Raw genomic sequence first — 19,420 nt, forward strand, 5'->3', positions numbered from 1 at the left:
CGGTGCTGAATGGTGCGCTGATTGGCTGCGGCTTCTTCGCCGTGAACCAGCTTCACGCCTGGCAGGAGATCGAGGGCGCGCGCATCGTCGCGCTCTGCGATCGCGATCCCGAACGGCTTGCCAAAGCGGGGCGGGATTTCGGCGTCGAGCGGTATTTTGCCGACGCTGAGGCGATGTTCGCGGAAGAGCGGCTCGACTTCGTCGACATCGCGACGACGCTGCCGAGCCATCGCGCCCTGGTTGAGCTCGCGGCGCGGCACCGCGTCCCCGTCATCTGCCAGAAGCCGTTTGCCGCTACCATGGCGGATGGTCGGGTGATGGTCGCGGCCTGCGAGGCGGCGGGGGTTCCGCTGATGGTGCACGAGAATTTCCGCTGGCAGGCGCCGATCAGGGCGGTGCGCGCGGTGATCGACAGCGGCCGGATCGGCGAGGTTTTCTGGGGCCGGGTGTCGTTTCGCTCAAGCTATGACGTGTTCTCCGGCCAGCCCTATCTCGCGACCGGAGAGCGTTTCATCATCGAGGATCTCGGCATCCACAGTCTCGACATAGCCCGCTTCCTGTTCGGGGACGTCGCGCGGCTGACTTCGCGGACCCGGCGCGTCAATCCGGCGATCCGCGGCGAGGATGTCGCGACCATGCTGCTCGACCATGAGGGCGGCGTCACGTCGGTGGTCGACTGCTCCTACGCGACACGGCTCGCCGAGGAGCCGTTCCCGCAGACCCTCATCGAGATCGACGGCAGCCGTGGCACGATCCGCCTCGGCCAGGATTTCCGCATGATCGTCGCCACGGACGGCGGCAGCGAGACGCTCGACGTCGCGCCGCCGCTGCACCCGTGGATGGAACGGCCCTGGCACCTTATCCAGGAAAGCGTCGTCGCCATCCAGCAGCACTGGGTCGCGTGCCTTGCAGAGGGGCGCGAGCCGGCGACCTCGGGCCACGATAATCTCAAGACGCTCGCTCTGGTCGAGGCGGCCTATCGCAGCGCCGCCAGCGGCGACACACTCGCACTTGCCGGGATCTGATCCGCATGACCGCCGAACTGCGCCGCGCCTATTTCGGAACCGACGAGCCGATCCCCGAGGTCCGGCTGCTGCAGGCGGGCGAACTCACCGCCGAGTTCATCGACGGCAATCTGCGCGCCATCCGCTTCGGCGGGCGCGAGGTGCTGCGCGCGGTCTCGTATCTGGTGCGCGACACCTCGTGGGGCACCTCGATCCCGACCATCACCGAGCTGGTGGTCGAGGATGGACGCGACGGCTTCGACGTCCGCTACCGGGCACATTGCGCCGCTGAGAACGGGGCAGAGCTGGTCTATGACGCGGCCATCATCGGCCGCTCCGACGGCACCATCAGCTTCAGCGCCGAGGCGACGCCTTCCGGCGATTTCGTCACCAATCGCTGCGGCTTCACCATATTGCATCCGATCCTCGGCCTCGCCGGCCGGCCGGTCGAGGTCGAGCATGTCGACGGCTCGATCGAACATGCCGTGCTGCCCGATCTCATCGATCCGGCGCAGCCCTTCAAGGACATGCGCGCAATCACCCATGAGGTGGCTCCCGGCATCCGCGCCATTTGCCGCATGGAGGGCGACGCCTTCGAGATGGAGGACCAGCGCAACTGGTCCGACGCCTCCTACAAGACCTATGTCCGGCCGCTCGCTCTGCCCTGGCCCTATACGCTGCCGGCGGGTGTGCCGCAGCGCCAGTCGGTGGCGCTCAGTATCGCGGCGAGCGGGGAGGGCGCGCCGCGCGCCGAAGCGTCGAAGGTTCCGGTGCGCGTCACCTGCGGTGCCGTCACCGGACGCGTCGCCGAGTTCGGCCTCGTGCTGACGCCGGAGGAGGCCGCGGCGACGCTGCACCATGCCGACCGCCTTGCCGAGATCGCGCCGCAGACACTGCTGTGCCATTTCGACCTCGGTGCCGGCCATGGCATCGAGGCGCTACGGGATTTCGAGCGGATCGCTCGCCCTGTCGCCGCCGAGACCGTGCTCGAATGCGTGGTGCCGTGCGTCGAGACGCCCGCCGACGAACTGCGCCATGTCGCGCGGCTCGTCGCCGAGGCCGGCCTCAGGCTCGATGCCATCACGGTGAGCCCCGCGGTCGATCGCCGCTCGACGCCACCGGGCAGTGTATGGCCGGACTGCCCGCCACTGGAGAGCGTCTATTCCGCCGCGCGCGCAGCCTTTCCGAACCTGCCGCTCGGCGGCGGCATGTTCAGCTATTTCACCGAGCTGAACCGCAAGCGCCCGCCGGTCGGGCTGCTGGATTTCGTCACCCATTGCACCTGTCCGATCGTGCACGACGCCGACGATCGCAGCGTGATGCAGTCGCTCGAGGCGCTGCCCTTCATCCTGCGCTCGGCGCGCGCGATCATCGGCGAGGGCCGGCCCTACCGGATCGGGCCCTCGACCATCGGCATGCGGCATAACCCCTATGGCGCGCGCACCACGCCGAACCCGGATGGCGGGCGTGTCACCATGGCGGAGCGCGATCCACGCCAGCGCGGCCTGTTCGCCGCCGCCTGGATGATCGGCTATGCCGCGCGCCTCGGCGAGGCCGGCGTCGAGGCTTTCATCGGTGCCGCGCTGACCGGGGATTTCGGGCTGCTGGACGAGGACGGCACGCCGCGTCCGGCCTTCCATGCCGCACGCATGCTGGCCTCGATCGCCGGCTGGCAGCGGCGAGCGTGCCGGTCGAGCGCCGAGGACCGCGTGCTGACAGTCCTCACTTCCACCCCGGAGGGTGGCTCGACGCTGCTGCTCGCCAATCTCACGCCGGAGCCGCAGGCAGTCGAGCTGCCGTTCGGCGGCTGGTGCACATTGCTGGACGAGACCAGCCTCGTGCCCGGGCGCCGGGACACCCTGCCGGCGGCGATGACCGGTCGGCTGCTGCGGCTGCGGCCCTATGCGGTGGCGCGGGTCGATCAGGCCGAGTGAGCGTAGAGCACGCTGGAGCGGTCGAGGTGCTTTACCATCGCCGCCTCGGCCTCTTCGGGCTGGTGCTCCCCAATGCAGCGCAGGATCAGCGCGTGCTCGGTCAGCGTGAGGGCTTCGCGGCCGGTCCAGAGCAGCAACTCGGTGTGATATTGCCGTAGCCAGCTCAGCATCGCCTCGCTCACCGCCTCGAAGATCGGATTGCCGGAAATGGCCGCGATCTGGGTGTGGAAGCGCATGTCGGCAGAGATGAAGGATTCCGGATTGCCGACCGCGCGGGATTGCAGGTCGAGCGTCTCCTGGAGGCGCACGACGTCGTCCGGCGTCGCGCGCAGTGACGCCTCGCGCACCATGCCGCGCTCGAAGAAGCGGCGGGCCTGCTTGAGATGCTCAAGGCTGTCGGGGGAGGCGGACAGCAGGATGTTCGCGGTGAGGTCGACCTGCTGGAAGATCGACTTTGCGGTAAGCTGCTGCACACGGGCGCGCTCGCCATGGGTGATGGTGATCAGCCCGATATTGGCGAGCGCCTGCATGGCCTCGCGTATCGCAGGACGGCCGACGCCGAAACGGTCCATCAGGTCGCGTTCGGAAGGCATGGCGTCGCCCGGCGCCAGCTCGCCGCCGGTGATCATCGCCTTCAGGCGATCGAACACCTCATGCGAGAGTTTCCTCCGAACGATGGTCTCCGAGACGTTCGCCATCTCGCGCTCCTGCTGCGTAGCCGCCAGCAAACGGTGCGGCGAGGCCGGCATCGAAGCGGTGGTACGTTGAGTATACCACGGCCTGTTTATACCGCATCAATTAATGCCCGATCAGGCTCGCCGGCCACATCACGAGTTGCGGGAACAGCACCATCAGCAGCAGCGCGACGAACTGCACCAGCATGAAGGGCCAGACCGCCTTGATAAGGTCCTCCATGCTGATCCTGGCGACGCCCGAGACCACATTGAGCACGGTGCCGACCGGCGGGGTGATCAGGCCGATCGAGTTGTTCACGATGAACAGCACGCCGAAATAGACCGGATCGATGCCGGCGCTCTTGATGATCGGCATCAGCACCGGGGTCAGCACCAATATGGTCGGCGTCATGTCCATGGCAGTGCCGACGACGATCACCACCGCCATGATGGCGAGCAGCAGCAGCGTCTGGTTGCCCATCAGCGGCTGCAGCAGCGCGACGAGATCATTGGCGATGTCGGACACGGTGATCAGCCAGGACGACACCAGCGCCGCCGCCACCAGGAACATCACCACCGCGGTGGTCTTGGCCGCGGTGACGAACACGCCATAGATCTCGCTCGGCTTCAGCTCGCGATAGACGCACGTTGCCACGAACAGCGAGTAGACCGCAGCGACCACGGCGGACTCGGTCGGCGTGAACACGCCGAACTTCAGGCCGACGATGATGATGACCGGCAGCATCAGTGCCCAGACGCCGTCGACCAAAGCGCGGCCGAGTTCGCGCGCGCTCTGCTTCGGCGGTGGGACCACGTTCTCCTTGCGCACCTCCCACCACCAGGCGAGCGCCAGAGCGAGGCCGATGATGAGCCCCGGCACCAGGCCGGCGAGGAACAGCTTGGTGATGGAGACGCCGCCGATGACGCCGAAAATGACGAAGCCGATGCTCGGCGGGATGATCGGACCGATGACGCTGGAGGCCGCGATCAGCCCGGCGGAGCGCGCCTTGCTGTGTCCGGCCCGCACCATCATCGGCACCAGCAGTGCCGAAAGCGCGGCGGCATCCGCCACCGCCGAGCCGGACAGTGCCGAGATTACGCAGGCGGCGAGGATGGCGACATAGCCGAGCCCGCCCTTCACATGGCCGACCGCGGCGAGCGCGACATTGACGATGCGCTTCGACAGGCCGCCGGTGTTCATCAATTCGCCGGCCAGCATGAAGAACGGCACCGCCATCAGCGGGAAGCTGTCCGCGCCGTTGATGATGTTCTGCGCGATGATCTGCGGGTCGAAGATGTCGAGATAGTGCATCAGCGCCACGCCGGCGAGCAGCAGCGCGAACGCGATCGGCATGCCGATCGCCATGGTGCCGAGCAGCGAGCCGGCGAAGACGAGTATGGTCACGACGCGCCTCCCGCACGCTGGGCGAGGGGAGCGCCGTTGAACGTGTCTGCGTTCGCCAGATGGCGACGCTGGATTTCGTCGATGTCCTCTTCCTCGGACTCGCGGATGGCGACCAGCTCGGCCTCGCTCGCCTGCCCGGTGAGGACGCGATAGAGGCCGACCAGCAGGATCGGGATGGTCGACACCCCGAACACCAGCCCGACGCCGTAGAAGCATGCGACCGAGAGGCCGGAGGCGGGGGCGACGACATCCCAATTGATCAGGCTCTGCTGCCAACTGCCGATCACCAGCAAGGTGATGGCGTAGAGCATCAGGACGTAGCTCACGACGAAGCAGAGCTTCTTGCCCCAGAGCGGCAGGCGCCGCACCAGAGAGTCGACGCCGAGATGGCCGTGTTCGCGCAAGGCGACGATCGCGCCGAGGAAGGTCAGCCAGACGAACATCCAGCGCGAGACTTCCTCGGAGAGCGTGATGCCGGAATTGAAGCCGTAGCGCAGCACGACATTGCCGAACACCAGCACCACCATTGCCGCCAGCAGCAGCGCGATGAGCAGCTTCAGCAGCGCGAAATAGGCATCGACCAGTCGCGACACGGCCGTTCCTCCTCAGTCGGGTTCAAATTCGCCCGGGCGAGCTAACCATCCCTCACGCCGTCATCCCCGGGCTTGACCCGGGGATCCAGCTCAGCCGCATGCACCCGGTCGAAGTCTGGATCCCCGGGTCAAGCCCGGGGATGAGGGCGCTTTGGGGTTCTTGGTAGAAGATAATCAAGGTGTCACGCGATCCCGGATACGGCCTCGTGGCCGTTCCGGGATGACGACGAAACCCTTGAGGCTCAATGCGTGCCGGCGATCGAGGCCTGGGCCTGGCGCACCAGGTCCTCGCCGACGCTCGGTGCGTACTTGTCGATCACCGGCTGCAGCTTCGCCTTGATCTTGGCGGTCTCCTCGGGAGACAGCTCGTTGATCGCCATGCCCTTGGCCTTCAGCTCGCCGATGATCTTGGCGTCTTCGGCGCGGCTCACCTGGCGCTGGTAGGTCTTCGCCTCGTTGCAGGAATCGACGAAGATCTTCTGCTCGTCCGGCGAGAGCTTGTCCCAGAGCTTCTTGCTCATGATCATCGCCCAGGGCGAATAAGCGTGCTTGGTCACGCTGACATACTTCTGCACTTCGTTCAGCTTGTTGACGTAGATGATGCCGTAGGGGTTCTCCTGCGCATCGATCGCGCCGGATTCCAGCGCGGTATAGACCTCCGGCCAGGGCATCGGCACCGCATTGGCGCCGAGCGTCTTGAAGGCGTCGATATAGACCGGGTTCTGCATGGTCCGGATCTTCAGCCCCTCGACATCGGCGGCGGTGGTGATCGGCCGCTTCGAGTTGGTCACGTGGCGGAAGCCGTTCTCGAAGAAGCAGAGCCCGACGAGGTTCTTGTCCGACAGCTTGGCGAGCAGGGTCTGGCCGACCGGGCCGTCGACCACGGCGTCGGCTTCCTTTTCATTGCTGAACAGGAAGGGGAAATCGAAGATGGCGTATTCCTTGACGAGGCCGACCAGCGGCGCGGTCGAGGTGCCGACAATGTCCTGCACGCCGCCCTGCGTCGCCGAGATGGTCTGCGTCTCCGAGCCGAGCTGGGTCGCCGGATAGACCTTCATCTTGATCTTGCCGCCGCTCTTCTGGCCGACCAGTTCGACGAACTTGTTGGCGCCCTGGCCGAGCGGATGCGCTTCGAAGGTCGAGTAGCCGAACTTCAGAGTGCGTTCCTGCACCTGGGCAGACGCAGCGGTGGAGACGAACAGCGAGGCGAGCAGCGCGGCGCAGACGCGTCCGCCGGTGAGTTTGGGCATATTGTTTCCTCCGGAAACTGAGTGCTGACCGCCGCGTCCGTTCGGATCTTCGGGCGGAGAGGGGAGGCGGTGATCCGCCTCCCGTGACAGGACCGCGATCAGGCGGCTTTCGGCGGGTTGCAGATTTCCTCGACCGAGCGCTGCACCGCCTTGGGATCGAAGATCCGCTCCAGCCAGCCATCCCTGAAGATCTGCGGGCGGGCCTGGTCGATGGCATAGAGCGCGCCGTCGGAGAACTTGCCTTCCGGGAACACCTCGAAGGCGATGGCAAGCTCGATGGTGAGGTGGCCCATGAGGAAGTCAGTCGCCGCCTGGCGCGGCACGCCGCGGCGCACCGCTTCGTCGGTCGCCTCGCGCAAGGCGAGGCAGAGCGTGGCGCCGATGGTCTCGGCGAGCGCCGGCTCCATGATGGCGATCTGCTCCACAGTGCAGCGGTGCGCGCGCATCACCGGCTTGTAGATGGTGCGGGCGATCGCCTCGCAGGCGGCGTAGTGCTCGTCCGGCCCCTGCATCAGCGCGCAGACGATGTGCTGCTTGGCATGGACGCCGCCGAAGAAGTCCTTCTTCGCCTCGGGCGTCACTTCGTCGTTGAAGATCGGCGGGTGGCACGGATGGGTGACGAAATAGGTGATGTCGTCGCGCTTCGGCAACTCGCCGGCATGCGGCGCGGCGGCGTCCAGCATGATGATGGCGGTGCCCGGTTTCACCTTGTTGATGAAGGTGTGGGCGATCTTGCCGATGAGGCGGTCCGGCACCGCCATCAGCACGGCGTCGCTGTCGGCGAGCGCGTTGTCGCCGTCGACGCAGTCGATGCCGGTGGCGGCCTTCAACCGCTTGCGGCCCTCTTCGGAGGGCTCCACATGGAGCACTTCAAAGGGTGAGTCCTGGAGATTGGTGGCGAGGCGCACGCCCATCTTGCCGCCCGCGCCGAGCAAAGCGATTTTTTTCATGTCCTGTACTCTCCCCTTGATCAATGGGTTGCCTCGCCGCCTCGCTTGGCGGCAATGAAGAAATCGGGCGTGCCCATCTGGCCGCCCTTGAACGCGATCTCGAGCCCGTCATGGGCGTCGTCGGAATAGGCCCGGCAGAGCGGCGAGCCCGGCGCCAGCGGCGCCAGAGCGGTGACGGCGTAGATGCCAAGCGCCATGCCGGCGTGCCCCGAAGTGTCGCCGCCAGAGATGACCGCGCGCTTGAGCCTCGCTTCACGCACCACGCTGTCGAGCGCCCTGCCGAGCCCGTCGCCGATGCGGGCATTGACCTCGCCGGTCGATGCGCTGCTCGCCGCGATGGCGGCATTGAGCGCCGGCACCGCAGGATCGTCCGGCCCGCTGGCGGTGAAGATCAGCGGGTCGCGCCCTTCACCGAGCGCGCGCAGCGCTTCGTCCGCGCCGCGCCCGATCTCTTTCTCCCAGCTCTCCGCATTGACCGCGCGGGTGGCGTCGAGGCGGATGCCTTCAAAGCCGTTGTGGAGCGCAAAGGCGATCTGCCCGGCGGTGATCGGCGAGCAGGAACCGGAGACCACGACGATGCGCTCGCGCCGCGCCGAGCCAGTCTTGGTGCTCTCATGCGGTAGCAGTCCGGCGGCGCGCCAATAGGCGACCAGCGCGTATTCGAGGCCCTGCGAGCCGACGGCGAACAGGCGCTCGCCGCGATGCTCCCAGACCAGCCGGCCGGTCTCGGCCAGGGTCTCGTCGTCCAGCACGTCGAGGGCGATGATGCGCGCGCCCTGCGCCTGCTCGCGGGCAAGGCGATCGCTGCCCCGGCTGGTCTTGAGCGCGACGAAGTCGACGAGGCCGATCGGGGTCTCGGTCTGCCGCGCGAGGTGGAGCCGCACATCGGCCTCCGCCATCGGCGTGACCGGGTGGCGTGCCATCACCGGGTGGCGGTCGAGCCGGTAGCCGGTGCCCTCGATCGCGGCGAACAGATTGCCGAACGCCTGATAGCGGGCAATGGCCGGCGCGCCGACCACGAGCGGGTGCCACGCCCCGCCGAGGATCGGCTCGGCGAGTTCGATGGCCTTGCCGATCGAGCCGACATGGGGGGCGGAATCGAAGGTCGAGCACACCTTGTAGTGGGCGATCGGCGCGCCCTGCGCGGCGAGCTGCCGGAACACCGGCGGCAGATGCTCCTCCATCCAGGCCGGCGATTGCGAGCGCGCGACGCCGGCTATGCCCAGCGCCCGGAAATCACCGAAGCGTGCAATCTGTTCGGGCCTAGGCGGTCCCAGGAACAGCACGGTCGGCACGCCGGCGAAGCTCAGCACCTCCATCACCGCGGAGGAGCCGGTATAGTCATCGCCATAAAAGGTCAGCAGCCGCCCATCGGGCAGCGCCGGCTCCCGCGCCTTGTCGCCCGGCGCGGTCATGCCGCGTAGGTTTCCAGGGCTCGTGCGAGCGCCGCATGGTCCTTGGCATAGTCGGCGAGCGGCACGCGCGTCATTGCCGCGTCCCATGCCTCGCGCAGGCTGGCGACGCCGGCGGCCGGCCCGTCCGGATGGGCCATGATGCCGCCGCCGGCAGCGAAGATGAGATCGGCCGAGCCGAGCGCCGCATAGGTGCCCGGCGCCTGCTTGGCCGATTGGCCGGACGAGAACACCGGCATCGTAAGGCAGGGCTTGTCGTCGAACAGCGGCGTCAGGCAGGCGCGCGCCGACGCGATGACGCTGTCGTCGGCCTCGGAGAATTTGTTCGACAAGCCGTTGACGTGCATGTGGTCGGCGCCGGCGAGGCGCCAGATCTTCTGCCACGCCACATAGGACCAGCCGAGCAGCGGCGCGCGGGACAGATACCCCCAGCCATTGCGGTGGGCGTGGATCGGCAGTTCGGTGAAGCGGCCGAGCTCGATCATGCCGACGAGGCCGACCGAGTTCAGGCTCGCCATGATGCAGGTGCCGCCTTCCTTGAGCACGAAGTCGTGCCGGCGGCGCATCTGGTCGATCTCGCCGGTGAGGTTGAAGGCGAACATCACCTTCTTGCCGGTGCGGTCGGCATGGGCGTTGATCACCCGCATCACCGCGCGCACCCGCTCGTCGAACGGGCAACCCGGCCCGTCGGACTGCAACTCGTCGTCCTTGATGAAATCGATGCCGGCCTCGCACAGCAGCTTGGTGAGGTCGGCGGTTTCCTGCGGCCCGAAGCCGACGCTCGGCTTGACGATGGTGCCGACGATCGGCCGCCCCTCGACGCCGGCGAGGCGGCGGGTGCCGGGCACACCGAATTTCGGCCCGCCATAGGTCCGCGCAAAGACGTCCGGCAGGCGGATGTCGAGAAGGCGCAGTCCGGAGAACTGCCTCAGCTCGAACAGGTTGCCGGCGACGGTGGCCATGAGGTTGGGCAGCGACGGCCCGACATTGTCGATCGGCCAGGATAGCGTGACTCGCGCGCGCCGAATGGACGCCTCGCCTTTCGGCCGGCCGGCACCCGGCAGCGACGGCTCGGACACCTCCTCCTCGATCACCTCCAGCGTCTCGATGCGGGCGGCGGAGCGTTCCTTCAGCTCCGGGGTCTCGCCGGGGATCGGCACGAAGGTTCCGCTCGACTGTTCGCCGGCCATGGCTTCGGCGGCTGCGCGCGGATCAAAGGCGGTCTCGATCAGGTAGTCGGCTTCAATGCGGGAAGGAGAGGCCATGTGCGTTTCCATGCTCAGTCGCTCGGGCATGGCATTACGTCACCTGCCCCTGGTGAGCGGGAGTGGCGCACTCACCTATTGATATAGTGATTATACCAGATGATGAGATGTGACAAGCGAGACCCCGACGCCCGACGACGCGGCGGCGATCTTCAGTGCGGACAGGCGTTCGGCATTCCGTCGCGACGCCAACTCGGTCGGACTGGTGCTGGCCGCAGAGCGACGGCCGTGGAGCCGCAGCGGCAAAGCAGGGGCGCTTGGAGCGGCCGATATACGAATGGTCTATTATGTGGACAAGCTAATCCCGGCCTCGGGGCGGCACCCGGCAAGCCCGTCCGACCAAGGTCGCTCGGTCAGTTTCCCTTGCCTTCACGGCCCAGCGACGCCTGGCACCTGAGTAGCATCCCGAACAGGTCGCGCGGCTCGTCCGGATCGGCCAGAAGATCGAGCTTCTCATAGAGGCCAGTGCCGGCGAGCTTGTCGCGGACATAGCGAAGCGCCGAGAAATCCTCGACGGCAAAGCCCACGCTGTCGAACAGGGTGATCTGGCGGTCGTCGCGCCGTCCCTGACTCTTTCCGGCGATCACCTCCCACAGTTCGATCACCGGGTGATCCAACGGCAATTGCTGGATCTCTCCCTCGATGCGGGTCTGCGGCGGATATTCGACATAGATGGCCGAACGCCGGAGGATGTCGGGGTGGAGCTCGGTCTTGCCGGGGCAGTCGCCGCCGACCGCATTTATGTGCACGCCCGGTCCCACCATATTGTCGGTCAGGATGGTCGCAAACTGCTTGTCGGCGGTGACCGTGGTGATGATCTGTGCGCCTTCGACGGCATGCTCCGGCGACCGGCAGGGCTCGATCGAAAATCCCAGCCCGTCGAGATTGCGCATGCATTTCTCGCTGGCAGTGCGGTCGATGTCATAGAGGCGCAGCTTGTCGACGCCGAGGAGTGCCTTGAACGCAAGCGCCTGGAATTCGCTCTGGGCGCCATTGCCGATGATGGCCATGCAGTCGGCGCCCTTGGGCGCCAGATGGCGGGCGGCGAGTGCGGACGTGGCCGCGGTTCGCAGGGCCGTCAGGATGGTCATCTCGGTGAGCAGCATCGGGTAGCCGTTGCCGACATCCGAGAGCACGCCGAAGGCGGTCACCGTCTGCCGACCCTGCCGCATGTTCTTCGGGTGGCCGTTGACATATTTGAAGCCGTAGAGCGTGCCGTCGCTGGTCGGCATCAGTTCGATCACGCCGTCCGCTGAATGCGAGGCGATGCGCGGCGTCTTGTCGAAGCGGTCCCAGCGGCGGAAGTCTTCTTCGATATAGAAGGCCAGCTCCTTCAGGAAGGTCTCGACGCCGATCCTCAGCACCAGCTTCATCATGTGGTCGACGCTGACGAAGGGCACGATGTTCAGATCGGGAGCGGGGGTCATCAGAAGCTCCTTGTCGGGCGGTCCATGACATGGCGCCCCATCAGGCTGGCCGCCAGGTCGACCAGCAGCTTGGCGGTACGGCCGCGTTCATCGAGGAAAGGGTTGAGCTCGACGAGGTCGAGACTGGTCACGAGGGCGCTGTCGTGCAGCATCTCCATGACCAGATGCGCCTCGCGGAAGGTCGCGCCTCCCGGCACCGTGGTGCCGACCGCCGGGGCGATATCGGGGTCGAGAAAGTCGACGTCCAGGCTGACATGGAGGAGACCGTTCTCGGCCACGACCCGATTCAGGAATGCTTGCAGCAGGACCGCGACGCCGTGCTCGTCGATCATGCGCATGTCGTGGACCGTGATCGGCGTCTGCACCAGCGCCTTGCGCTCGGCCGGGTCGACGCTGCGTATGCCGATCATGCAGACCCGGGCCGGATCGACCGGTGCCGGCAAGAGCGGCAGATAGCCCTCGAAGCCGGACCTCCCGGTGAAATAGGCGACGGGGACGCCATGCAGATTGCCGCTCTGCGTCGTCTCCAGCGTGTGGAAGTCGCTATGGGCGTCGAGCCAGAGCACGAACAGCGGGCGCCCGAGCGTCGCGGCCCGGCGTGCCAGGCCGGCGACGGTGCCCGCGGAGATGGCATGGTCCCCGCCCATGAAGATGGGCGTGGCGTCGGCGCTTTCGCGATAGGCGATATCCGACAGCAGCCCGGTCCAGGCGACCATCTCCGAGAGGTGGTGCACGGCGGGGTTGGGGTGGTGAAGCTCGGGAAAATCCGTGGGCGTGACATTGCCGAGATCGGTGACGCGGTAGCCGAGGTCCTCCAATGCGGAGCGAAGACCCGCCGTGCGCAGCGCGCTCGGCCCCATCTCGCAGCCCAGATGCCCGGCTCCGATCTGCAACGGTGCGCCAACCAGCTTGCAATGCATTCCGCGAACTTCCTCTGCGACAGCCACCCGACGATCCGGAGAACCGCATTGTCCGGTTCTGGAGCCTTTCCGCTCGAACGGATCATCCGAGCGGAAAGATTATGCTCTATTTTTCAATAGGCTGGGCATATCTTATCGCAAAAGTCTGCGACTCTTGCGGAACTGGCTCTATTGCGGCGTCAGGTCGAAGCCGAACCACTTCACCGACAGCGTCTTGATCGTGCCGTCGGCCTTCGCCTGGTCGATCGCCTTGTCGAACATGGCCTTCAGCTCCGGATCCGACTTGCGCAGTCCTACGGAACTGCCGGCGCCCAGGAAGCCGCCCTGGAACCGCGGACCGGTGATGACCATGCCCGCATTGGAGGGCTTCTCGACCGCCGTCTTGAGATAGCCCATCGAGGCCATCACCAGGTCGACGCGGCCGGACAGCAGATCGAGGTCGTGCTGCTCGGTGGTCTTGTACTCGCGGACTTCGACCGTGCCCTTCAGATAGGTATCGACGAAACGGGCGGCGATGGACGCGCTCTGCACGCCGATGGTCTTGCCCTTGAGCAGCGGCTTGATCTCCTCCACCGCCTTCTTCGCTCCCGCCTCGTTCGAGGCCAGCGAGAACAGGTCCCCCTTCAGCGGCAACGCCGCGAGAGGGCTGTCCTTCAGGCTCGCGAAAGCCTGGCCGGTGCTGCCATAGGACGCCGAGAAGTCGATGACCTCCTTGCGCTTATCCGTCGCCGACATGCCGGCCATGATGGCGTCGAACTTGCCCGCGTTCAGCGCCGGGATCATGCCGTCGAAGGACTGCGCGACGAAGGTGCACTCAACCTTCATCTGGGAGCAGAGATGCTTGCCGAGCTCGATGTCGTAGCCGTCCAGCGTACCGTCCGGCCGGGTCAGATTATAGGGCGGGAAGGCGCCTTCGGTGCCGATGGTGATCTTCTCCCACTTCTTGCCCTCAGCGCCGGCCGGAGCGGCCAGCACCAGCATTGCGGATAATGCGGCGAACAAAACTGCGATCTTGTGCTTCATCTCGATAGATTCCCCTTTTATAGTCTGGATTATTTGCTGATGAATTGCCGGAAGCGCTCGGATTTCGAGTTTCCGAAGACTGCCGCCGGCGTGCCTTCTTCCTCGATGGCTCCCTTGTGTAGGAAGATCACGCGGCTCGACACGTCGCGCGCAAATCCCATCTCGTGCGTCACGACCAGCATGGTGCGACCCTCTTCGGCGAGCTGGCGCATGACGCGCAGCACCTCGCCGACCAGTTCAGGATCGAGCGCGGAGGTCGGCTCGTCGAACAGCATCACCTTCGGGCGCATGGCGAGCGCCCGGGCAATGGCGGCCCGCTGCTGCTGCCCGCCCGACAGATGGGCGGGGTAGTGATTCCGCTTTTCGGCGATGCCGACCTTGGCGAGCAGGGCCTCCGCCTCCTCGATGCATTCGGCCCGGGCTCGCTTCTGCACATGCACCGGCGCTTCGATGACGTTCTCGAGGACGGTCTTGTGGGACCAGAGATTGAAGCTCTGGAAGACCATGCCGAGCTGCGTGCGGATGCGCTCGACCTGCCGACGGTCGGCCGGGCGAGCCTTGCCGTCGCGGGTGCGCTCCAGCGCGATCGTCTCGCCGGCGACGGTGATCTCGCCGGCGTCCGGGATTTCGAGCAGGTTGATGCAGCGGAGCATCGTGGACTTGCCGGAACCGGAGGAGCCGAGGATCGACACGACCTCGCCCTCGCGGGCCTGCAGCGACACTCCCTTCAGCACCTCGAGCGAGCCGAAGCTCTTGTGCAGGTCGCGGATCGCGATGGCGACCGGTGACGTTTGCGCCGGGGTTACATTCATGGCGTCTCTCCTTTCGGGAGGCCCTTCCACGGCAGCGGCGCGCGCAGATGCGGGCTGAGCAGGTGTTCGATCAGCGCCACGAGCCGCGTGAGAATGAAGTTGATGGTGAGATAGATCGCACCGGCGACGACGAAGACCTCGATGGCGCGATAGGTTTCGGAGATGATCTTGGCGGCGACGCCGGTTACTTCCATCAGCGTGATGATGGAGGCGAGCGACGTGGCCTTGATCATCGAGATCATCTCATTGCCGTAGCCCGGCAGCGCCTGGCGGATGGCCAGCGGCAGGGTGATGCGGCGGAAGACGGTGAACGGCGCCATGCCGCAGGCGCGCGCGGCCTCGATCTGCCCATGCGGGACGGAGAGCAGCCCGCCGCGGATGATTTCCGCCGAATAGGCGGCGGTGTTGAGCATGAGCGCGAGGATCGCGCACCAATAGGGTTCGCGCAGCACCGGCCAGAGGATGCTGTGCCGGACCGCGGGAAACTGGCCGAGGCCGTAATAGATCAGGAATATCTGCACCAGCAGCGGCGTGCCGCGGAAGATGAAGATGTAAGCCCGGGCGCTCCAGTCGAGCACGCCGACGCCGGAGAGCCGGGCAAGCGCGAGCAGCAGCGCCAGCATCGCGCCAAGGACGATCGCGCTGAGCGCGAGTTGCAGGGTCAGCGGCACGGCGGCGAGCAGGCTGAGCAGGGTTTCCCAGGCAAAGGCAAAGTCCATCAGACCCTCCTCGTGCCGCGTGAGAAGCGTCGCTCGGCCGATTGCAGCATCAGGCCGGAGACCGTCGAGATCGCCAGATAGACGCCGGCGGCGATGGTGTAGAAGTCGAAGGGCAGCCCGGTGGAGCCGGCTCCGATCTGCGACTGGCGCATGAGCTCGACAACGCCCGTCACCGAGACAAGGGCCGATTCCTTCAGCACGACCTGCCAGACATTGCCGAGGCCGGGCAAAGCATGGCGGAGCGTCAGCGGCACGATGAACCGCCGGAACCGCAGCCACCGCGACATGCCGCACGCTATGGCTGCTTCCAGCTCGCCGTGATGAACGGCTCGGAACGCGCCCCTGAACACCTCGGTGTGCTGCGCGCCCGACGTGACCCCCACGGCGCACGCGCCGGCGAGAAACCCCGGAAAGCCGATAAAGCCGTCGGCGCCGAACCAGCGGCCGACGGCGGTGACGGCAGCACTGCCGCCGAAATAGAAGAGATAGATGACCAGGAGGTCCGGAATGCCGCGCAATATGGTCGTGTAGCCGTCGGCGACGGCCCGGATCACGGGTCCGCCGGCGATCTTCGCCCAGGCGCCGAAGGTGCCGATCACCGCGCCGATCAGGAAACCGGCGACGGCGATGAGGACCGTCATCACGGCCCCGGTCGCGATGGCCGGTCCCCAACCACCGGCAGAGAAGCTCAGTATGTCGAGGAGGCCGGGATGGTTCATGCCGCGTCCGCCGGCAGTGGCGGCTCGACATCGTCGGGAATGGGATTGACGAACGGCGTACCGGCGAGGCGCTCGCGCATGTCCGCCCTGGCGGTTTCGATCAGCGCGGGCTCATGGATGAGACGCAGCGCGGTCGAGGCCATGACCTTGGCGGCATGGGTCATGCCCTTGTGCGCGGCGGGCAGCTTGCCTTGCGCGACGAGCTGCCAGGAATGACCGGGCGTGCCGATGGCATAGGTAGCGCCGCGCATCTGCACCGTCGGAACCACCCAGCTCACCGTGCCGACGTCGGTGGAACCCACGGACGTGCCATCGCTGCTGCCGAGCGGGAATATGCTGTCGCAGAGCGCGAGGTCGCGGCGGAGCTTGAGGCCGAAACGCTCGAACGAGGCCGTGATGTCCTCGCTGGTGAACGTCTCCTGGAATTGCGCCGCGGTCATGCGGTCGGCGTCATCGAAGGCCGGCGGCCCGAGCCGCTCCAGCTCGCCATGCATGAGCTGCTCGAGCGGGGTGTTGCCGACGAGATTGGCGTCGCCGCTCAACACCGCGCTGGTGACCGTCGTGCCGGTCATCAGCGCGGCGCCTTCAGCCACCCGCTTCACGCGCTCGACGAGGGTCAGGAGCTCCGGGAGGGTGCGCGCACGCACCAGATAGCGGACGGCGGCCTGCGCCTGGACGACGTTCGGCGCATGGCCGCCGGTATCGGTGATGGCGTAGTGGATGCGCGCGGTCGACGGCATGTGCTCGCGCAGATAGTTCACCCCGACATTCATCAGCTCGACGGCATCGAGCGCGCTGCGGCCGAGGTGCGGCGAGGAGGCCGCATGGGCGGCGCGGCCCTTGAAGCGGAAGCTGATCTCGTTGCAGGCGAGCGAAACCGGATTATTGACGCCGGCGAAGGGAGCCGGATGCCAGCAAATGGCGATGTCGACATCGTCGAACACGCCGGCCCGCACCATGAAGCCCTTGGACGAGCCGCCTTCCTCGGCGGGGCAGCCATAATAGCGTATCCGCCCCTTCAGCCCGTGTCGCGCCAGATAATCCTTCACCGCCGCGGCCGCGAGCATCGAGCCGGCACCCAGCAGATTGTGGCCGCAGCCATGGCCATTGCCTGCGGGCACCAGAGGCCGCTGCTCGGCGCTGCCGGCTTCCTGGCTGAGCCCCGGCAAGGCGTCGAACTCGCCGAGGATGGCGATGACCGGTCCGTCGTCTCCGGCCTCGCCCATCACGGCCGTCGGCAGGTCGGCGATCCCCTGGCTGACGCGGAAGCCTTCGGCCTCAAGCATCGCGGCGTGGGCGGCGCTGGAGCGATACTCCTCATAATTGGTCTCGGGTGTGTCCCAGACCCGATCGCTGAGATCCGCGAATGCGGCGGCCTTCCCGTCGACGATCCCCCAGACGGCATCCGCGTTTCGCATGGCGCTTCTCCTCAGGCTCGGATAGTATCCAAAATTGGCGCCAATTTAGGATACTGTTCCTCTTTGAGCAACTCCGCATCTTGCCTAAATTTTTGACAGGGACTGATTCGAACCGAGCCGGCCTCGGCGGCGCCAGGGTTTTGGAAGAGCAAGAGCACGAGATGACCGATACTGAGCAGGAAGACCCGTCAGCTTCCGAGCAGCCTGACGTGACGGACCTCATCCTTCACGACATTCAGACCGGGGTGCTGGCGCCGGGCAGCTGGCTCAAGCAGATCGACCTCGAAAAGCGGTACCGGCGCGCGCGGCCGGAGGTTCGGCGTGCCCTTGACCGGCTGGCGCTGAAGCGTGTCGTCGAGCACGTCCCCAATCGCGGCTACCACGTCTATGAACCGGATGGCCGGCAGGCGGAGGAGATCGCGGAAATCCGCATCATACTGGAGACGGCAATCGCCGAGCGCATCGTTGCCAGGGCGGCGGAGCCGGAGATCCACGCGCTGCGCACGCTGGCCGAGCAGTTCGACCAGCTCATTCTCAAGGGCACCGTCATCGAGCTCTATGAGGTCAATCTGGCCTTCCACCACCTGCTGGTTTCGCTCGGCGGCAACCAGGAACTGACCACGCTAGTCGCGGAGATCCGCCAAAGGGCGTCGTCGGCTCCGGTCTCGCAATGGAAGACGCGTGCGCGCATCGACCAGTCCGCGGCCGAGCACCACAAGATCGTGGATGCCATCGCCGCGCGCGATGCCGGCGAACTCCGGCGCCTCATCGCGCTGCACATCGGGCAGCCCTGAGCGGATGGTTCAGCGCTTGGCGTGCGGCGCTCGAGCGCGACGGATCAATCTTCGGGATCGCTCGCCAGCTTGCCGGCCGAGCCCCAGTCGTCCTTCGCGATGTGCACGAAGATGATGTCTACCGCTTCCGGCGAGCATTTCAGGATGCGCGCGCTTTCGCGCGTCACCACCTCGACGAATTCCCGCTTCTGCTCGACGGTGCGCCCCTCGAACAACTCCACGCGGATCATCGGCATCGCAGAATTCCTTGCTCTCGAGAATCGTGCCTGCCGGTCTTCCGGCGCAGCTAGTGCATCCAGAGTCCGCCGGTCACATTGATCGACTGGCCGGTCATATAGGCGGATTCGTCGGAGGCGAGGAAGGCTACGACGCGGGCGATGTCGTCGGGCACGCCGACGCGGCCGATGGGGATCAGCGATTCCCGTTCCTTCGCGGTGGGCAGGCCCTGCTGGACCGACTTCTCGTCCGCGGCATCGCGCATGCGCGTGCCGACGATGGTACCGGGGCACACGGCGTTCACCGTGACGCCGAGCGGCGCCAGTTCGGCGGCGAGTGACTGGGTGAGGCCGATCACCGCGAACTTCGAGGCGGAATAGGCCGAGTAGTTCGGCTTGCCGATCTTGCCGAACCAGGAGGCGGTGTTGATGATGCGGCCGGATCGCCGCTCCACCATATGCGGCACCACCGCCTTGCAGACATGCAGCACGCCGTCCGCATTGATGCGGAACACCCGGCGCCATTCCTCCACCGCGAGGTCCATGACCGAGCCGACGGTGACGATCGCCGCATTGTTGGAGACGATGTCGACCTTGCCGAACTCGTCGCGGAACCGCGCGACGGCGCCCTGGACCTGATCATAGTCGCCGACATCGGCCTCCAGCACCACGCAGCGCCGGCCGGTGGCGGCGACCGCATGGGCGGTCTCCTCAGCCGCGATGCCGTCGACATCGACGATGCCGATGTCGCAGCCTTCCTCGGCGAGGCGGGTGGCGATGCGACGGCCGATGCCGACCGCGCCGCCGGTGATCAGCGCGCTTCTTCCGTCAAGATTGTACATCGCAGCCACAGTCCAATCGTGGTGGGGTAGGGGAGGCGGCCCGC

Annotated in this window: 19 protein-coding genes; 3 read left to right on the top strand and 16 right to left on the bottom strand. The window is 66.5% G+C overall.

What is annotated here, in order from left to right:
- Positions 1 to 2 precede the first annotated feature (2 nt).
- Complete coding sequence (locus G3545_RS23085; RefSeq protein WP_246702538.1) at positions 3 to 1,025, top strand: Gfo/Idh/MocA family oxidoreductase; 1,023 nt, start codon at positions 3 to 5, stop codon at positions 1,023 to 1,025.
- A gap of 5 nt (positions 1,026 to 1,030) precedes the next feature.
- Entirely contained in the window at positions 1,031 to 2,938 is a 1,908-nt protein-coding gene (locus tag G3545_RS23090) for a hypothetical protein (protein WP_246702539.1), read from the top strand.
- Here G3545_RS23090 and G3545_RS23095 read toward each other — a convergent pair.
- From G3545_RS23095 to G3545_RS23160, 14 genes are all read right to left on the bottom strand, one after another.
- On the bottom strand, positions 2,926 to 3,636 hold the full coding sequence (locus tag G3545_RS23095; protein ID WP_170016065.1) for a transcriptional regulator NanR: 711 nt from the start codon (positions 3,634 to 3,636) through the stop codon (positions 2,926 to 2,928). The genes G3545_RS23090 and G3545_RS23095 overlap by 13 nt on opposite strands.
- Before the next feature lie 100 nt (positions 3,637 to 3,736).
- A complete protein-coding gene (locus G3545_RS23100) occupies positions 3,737 to 5,017 on the bottom strand; it encodes a TRAP transporter large permease subunit (protein ID WP_170016066.1) in 1,281 nt (426 codons plus the stop codon).
- On the bottom strand, positions 5,014 to 5,610 hold the full coding sequence (locus G3545_RS23105; protein WP_170016067.1) for a TRAP transporter small permease: 597 nt from the start codon (positions 5,608 to 5,610) through the stop codon (positions 5,014 to 5,016). The genes G3545_RS23100 and G3545_RS23105 overlap by 4 nt, the downstream gene beginning before the upstream one ends.
- 242 nt (positions 5,611 to 5,852) lie before the next feature.
- Positions 5,853 to 6,860, bottom strand: coding sequence for a TRAP transporter substrate-binding protein (locus G3545_RS23110; protein WP_170016068.1), 1,008 nt, complete (start codon positions 6,858 to 6,860; stop codon positions 5,853 to 5,855).
- A 98-nt stretch (positions 6,861 to 6,958) separates the two neighbouring features.
- On the bottom strand, positions 6,959 to 7,810 hold the full coding sequence (locus G3545_RS23115; RefSeq protein ID WP_170016070.1) for a phosphogluconate dehydrogenase C-terminal domain-containing protein: 852 nt from the start codon (positions 7,808 to 7,810) through the stop codon (positions 6,959 to 6,961).
- Between the two features lie 20 nt (positions 7,811 to 7,830).
- On the bottom strand, positions 7,831 to 9,225 hold the full coding sequence (locus G3545_RS23120) for a four-carbon acid sugar kinase family protein (RefSeq protein ID WP_170016072.1): 1,395 nt from the start codon (positions 9,223 to 9,225) through the stop codon (positions 7,831 to 7,833).
- Entirely contained in the window at positions 9,222 to 10,487 is a 1,266-nt protein-coding gene (locus tag G3545_RS23125; protein WP_170016074.1) for a ribulose-bisphosphate carboxylase large subunit family protein, read from the bottom strand. Before G3545_RS23125 ends, G3545_RS23120 begins: the two co-directional genes overlap by 4 nt.
- Before the next feature lie 353 nt (positions 10,488 to 10,840).
- Positions 10,841 to 11,914 carry an ornithine cyclodeaminase gene (locus G3545_RS23130; protein ID WP_170016076.1) on the bottom strand — a complete coding sequence of 358 codons (1,074 nt, stop codon included), beginning with the start codon at positions 11,912 to 11,914 and terminating at the stop codon, positions 10,841 to 10,843.
- Entirely contained in the window at positions 11,914 to 12,834 is a 921-nt protein-coding gene (rocF, locus tag G3545_RS23135) for an arginase (protein ID WP_170016078.1), read from the bottom strand. Before rocF ends, G3545_RS23130 begins: the two co-directional genes overlap by 1 nt.
- 168 nt (positions 12,835 to 13,002) lie before the next feature.
- A complete protein-coding gene (locus G3545_RS23140) occupies positions 13,003 to 13,857 on the bottom strand; it encodes a transporter substrate-binding domain-containing protein (RefSeq protein WP_170016080.1) in 855 nt (284 codons plus the stop codon).
- A gap of 29 nt (positions 13,858 to 13,886) precedes the next feature.
- Positions 13,887 to 14,669 carry an ABC transporter ATP-binding protein gene (locus G3545_RS23145; RefSeq protein WP_170016082.1) on the bottom strand — a complete coding sequence of 261 codons (783 nt, stop codon included), beginning with the start codon at positions 14,667 to 14,669 and terminating at the stop codon, positions 13,887 to 13,889.
- Positions 14,666 to 15,388 carry an ABC transporter permease gene (locus G3545_RS23150; protein ID WP_170016084.1) on the bottom strand — a complete coding sequence of 241 codons (723 nt, stop codon included), beginning with the start codon at positions 15,386 to 15,388 and terminating at the stop codon, positions 14,666 to 14,668. The genes G3545_RS23145 and G3545_RS23150 overlap by 4 nt, the downstream gene beginning before the upstream one ends.
- The gene (locus tag G3545_RS23155; protein ID WP_170016086.1) at positions 15,388 to 16,107 is read right to left on the bottom strand and encodes an ABC transporter permease subunit; all 720 of its coding nucleotides are present in this window, start codon (positions 16,105 to 16,107) and stop codon (positions 15,388 to 15,390) included. The genes G3545_RS23150 and G3545_RS23155 overlap by 1 nt, the downstream gene beginning before the upstream one ends.
- Complete coding sequence (locus G3545_RS23160; RefSeq protein ID WP_170016088.1) at positions 16,104 to 17,525, bottom strand: M20 family metallopeptidase; 1,422 nt, start codon at positions 17,523 to 17,525, stop codon at positions 16,104 to 16,106. Before G3545_RS23160 ends, G3545_RS23155 begins: the two co-directional genes overlap by 4 nt.
- A gap of 161 nt (positions 17,526 to 17,686) precedes the next feature.
- On the opposite strand from G3545_RS23160, the gene G3545_RS23165 reads away from it, so the two are divergent.
- On the top strand, positions 17,687 to 18,319 hold the full coding sequence (locus tag G3545_RS23165; protein WP_170016090.1) for a GntR family transcriptional regulator: 633 nt from the start codon (positions 17,687 to 17,689) through the stop codon (positions 18,317 to 18,319).
- Between the two features lie 44 nt (positions 18,320 to 18,363).
- Here the strand turns inward: G3545_RS23165 and G3545_RS29940 are convergent, their stop codons facing one another.
- Positions 18,364 to 18,663 (bottom strand): 4-oxalocrotonate tautomerase, encoded by a 300-nt coding sequence (locus G3545_RS29940; RefSeq protein WP_281411740.1) that lies wholly within the window; start codon positions 18,661 to 18,663, stop codon positions 18,364 to 18,366.
- The gene (locus tag G3545_RS23175; RefSeq protein WP_170016094.1) at positions 18,606 to 19,376 is read right to left on the bottom strand and encodes an SDR family NAD(P)-dependent oxidoreductase; all 771 of its coding nucleotides are present in this window, start codon (positions 19,374 to 19,376) and stop codon (positions 18,606 to 18,608) included. Before G3545_RS23175 ends, G3545_RS29940 begins: the two co-directional genes overlap by 58 nt.
- Positions 19,377 to 19,420: the final 44 nt, after the last annotated feature.

Source organism: Starkeya sp. ORNL1 (assembly GCF_012971745.1).
In the GTDB taxonomy this organism is placed as follows: Bacteria; Pseudomonadota; Alphaproteobacteria; order Rhizobiales; family Xanthobacteraceae; genus Ancylobacter.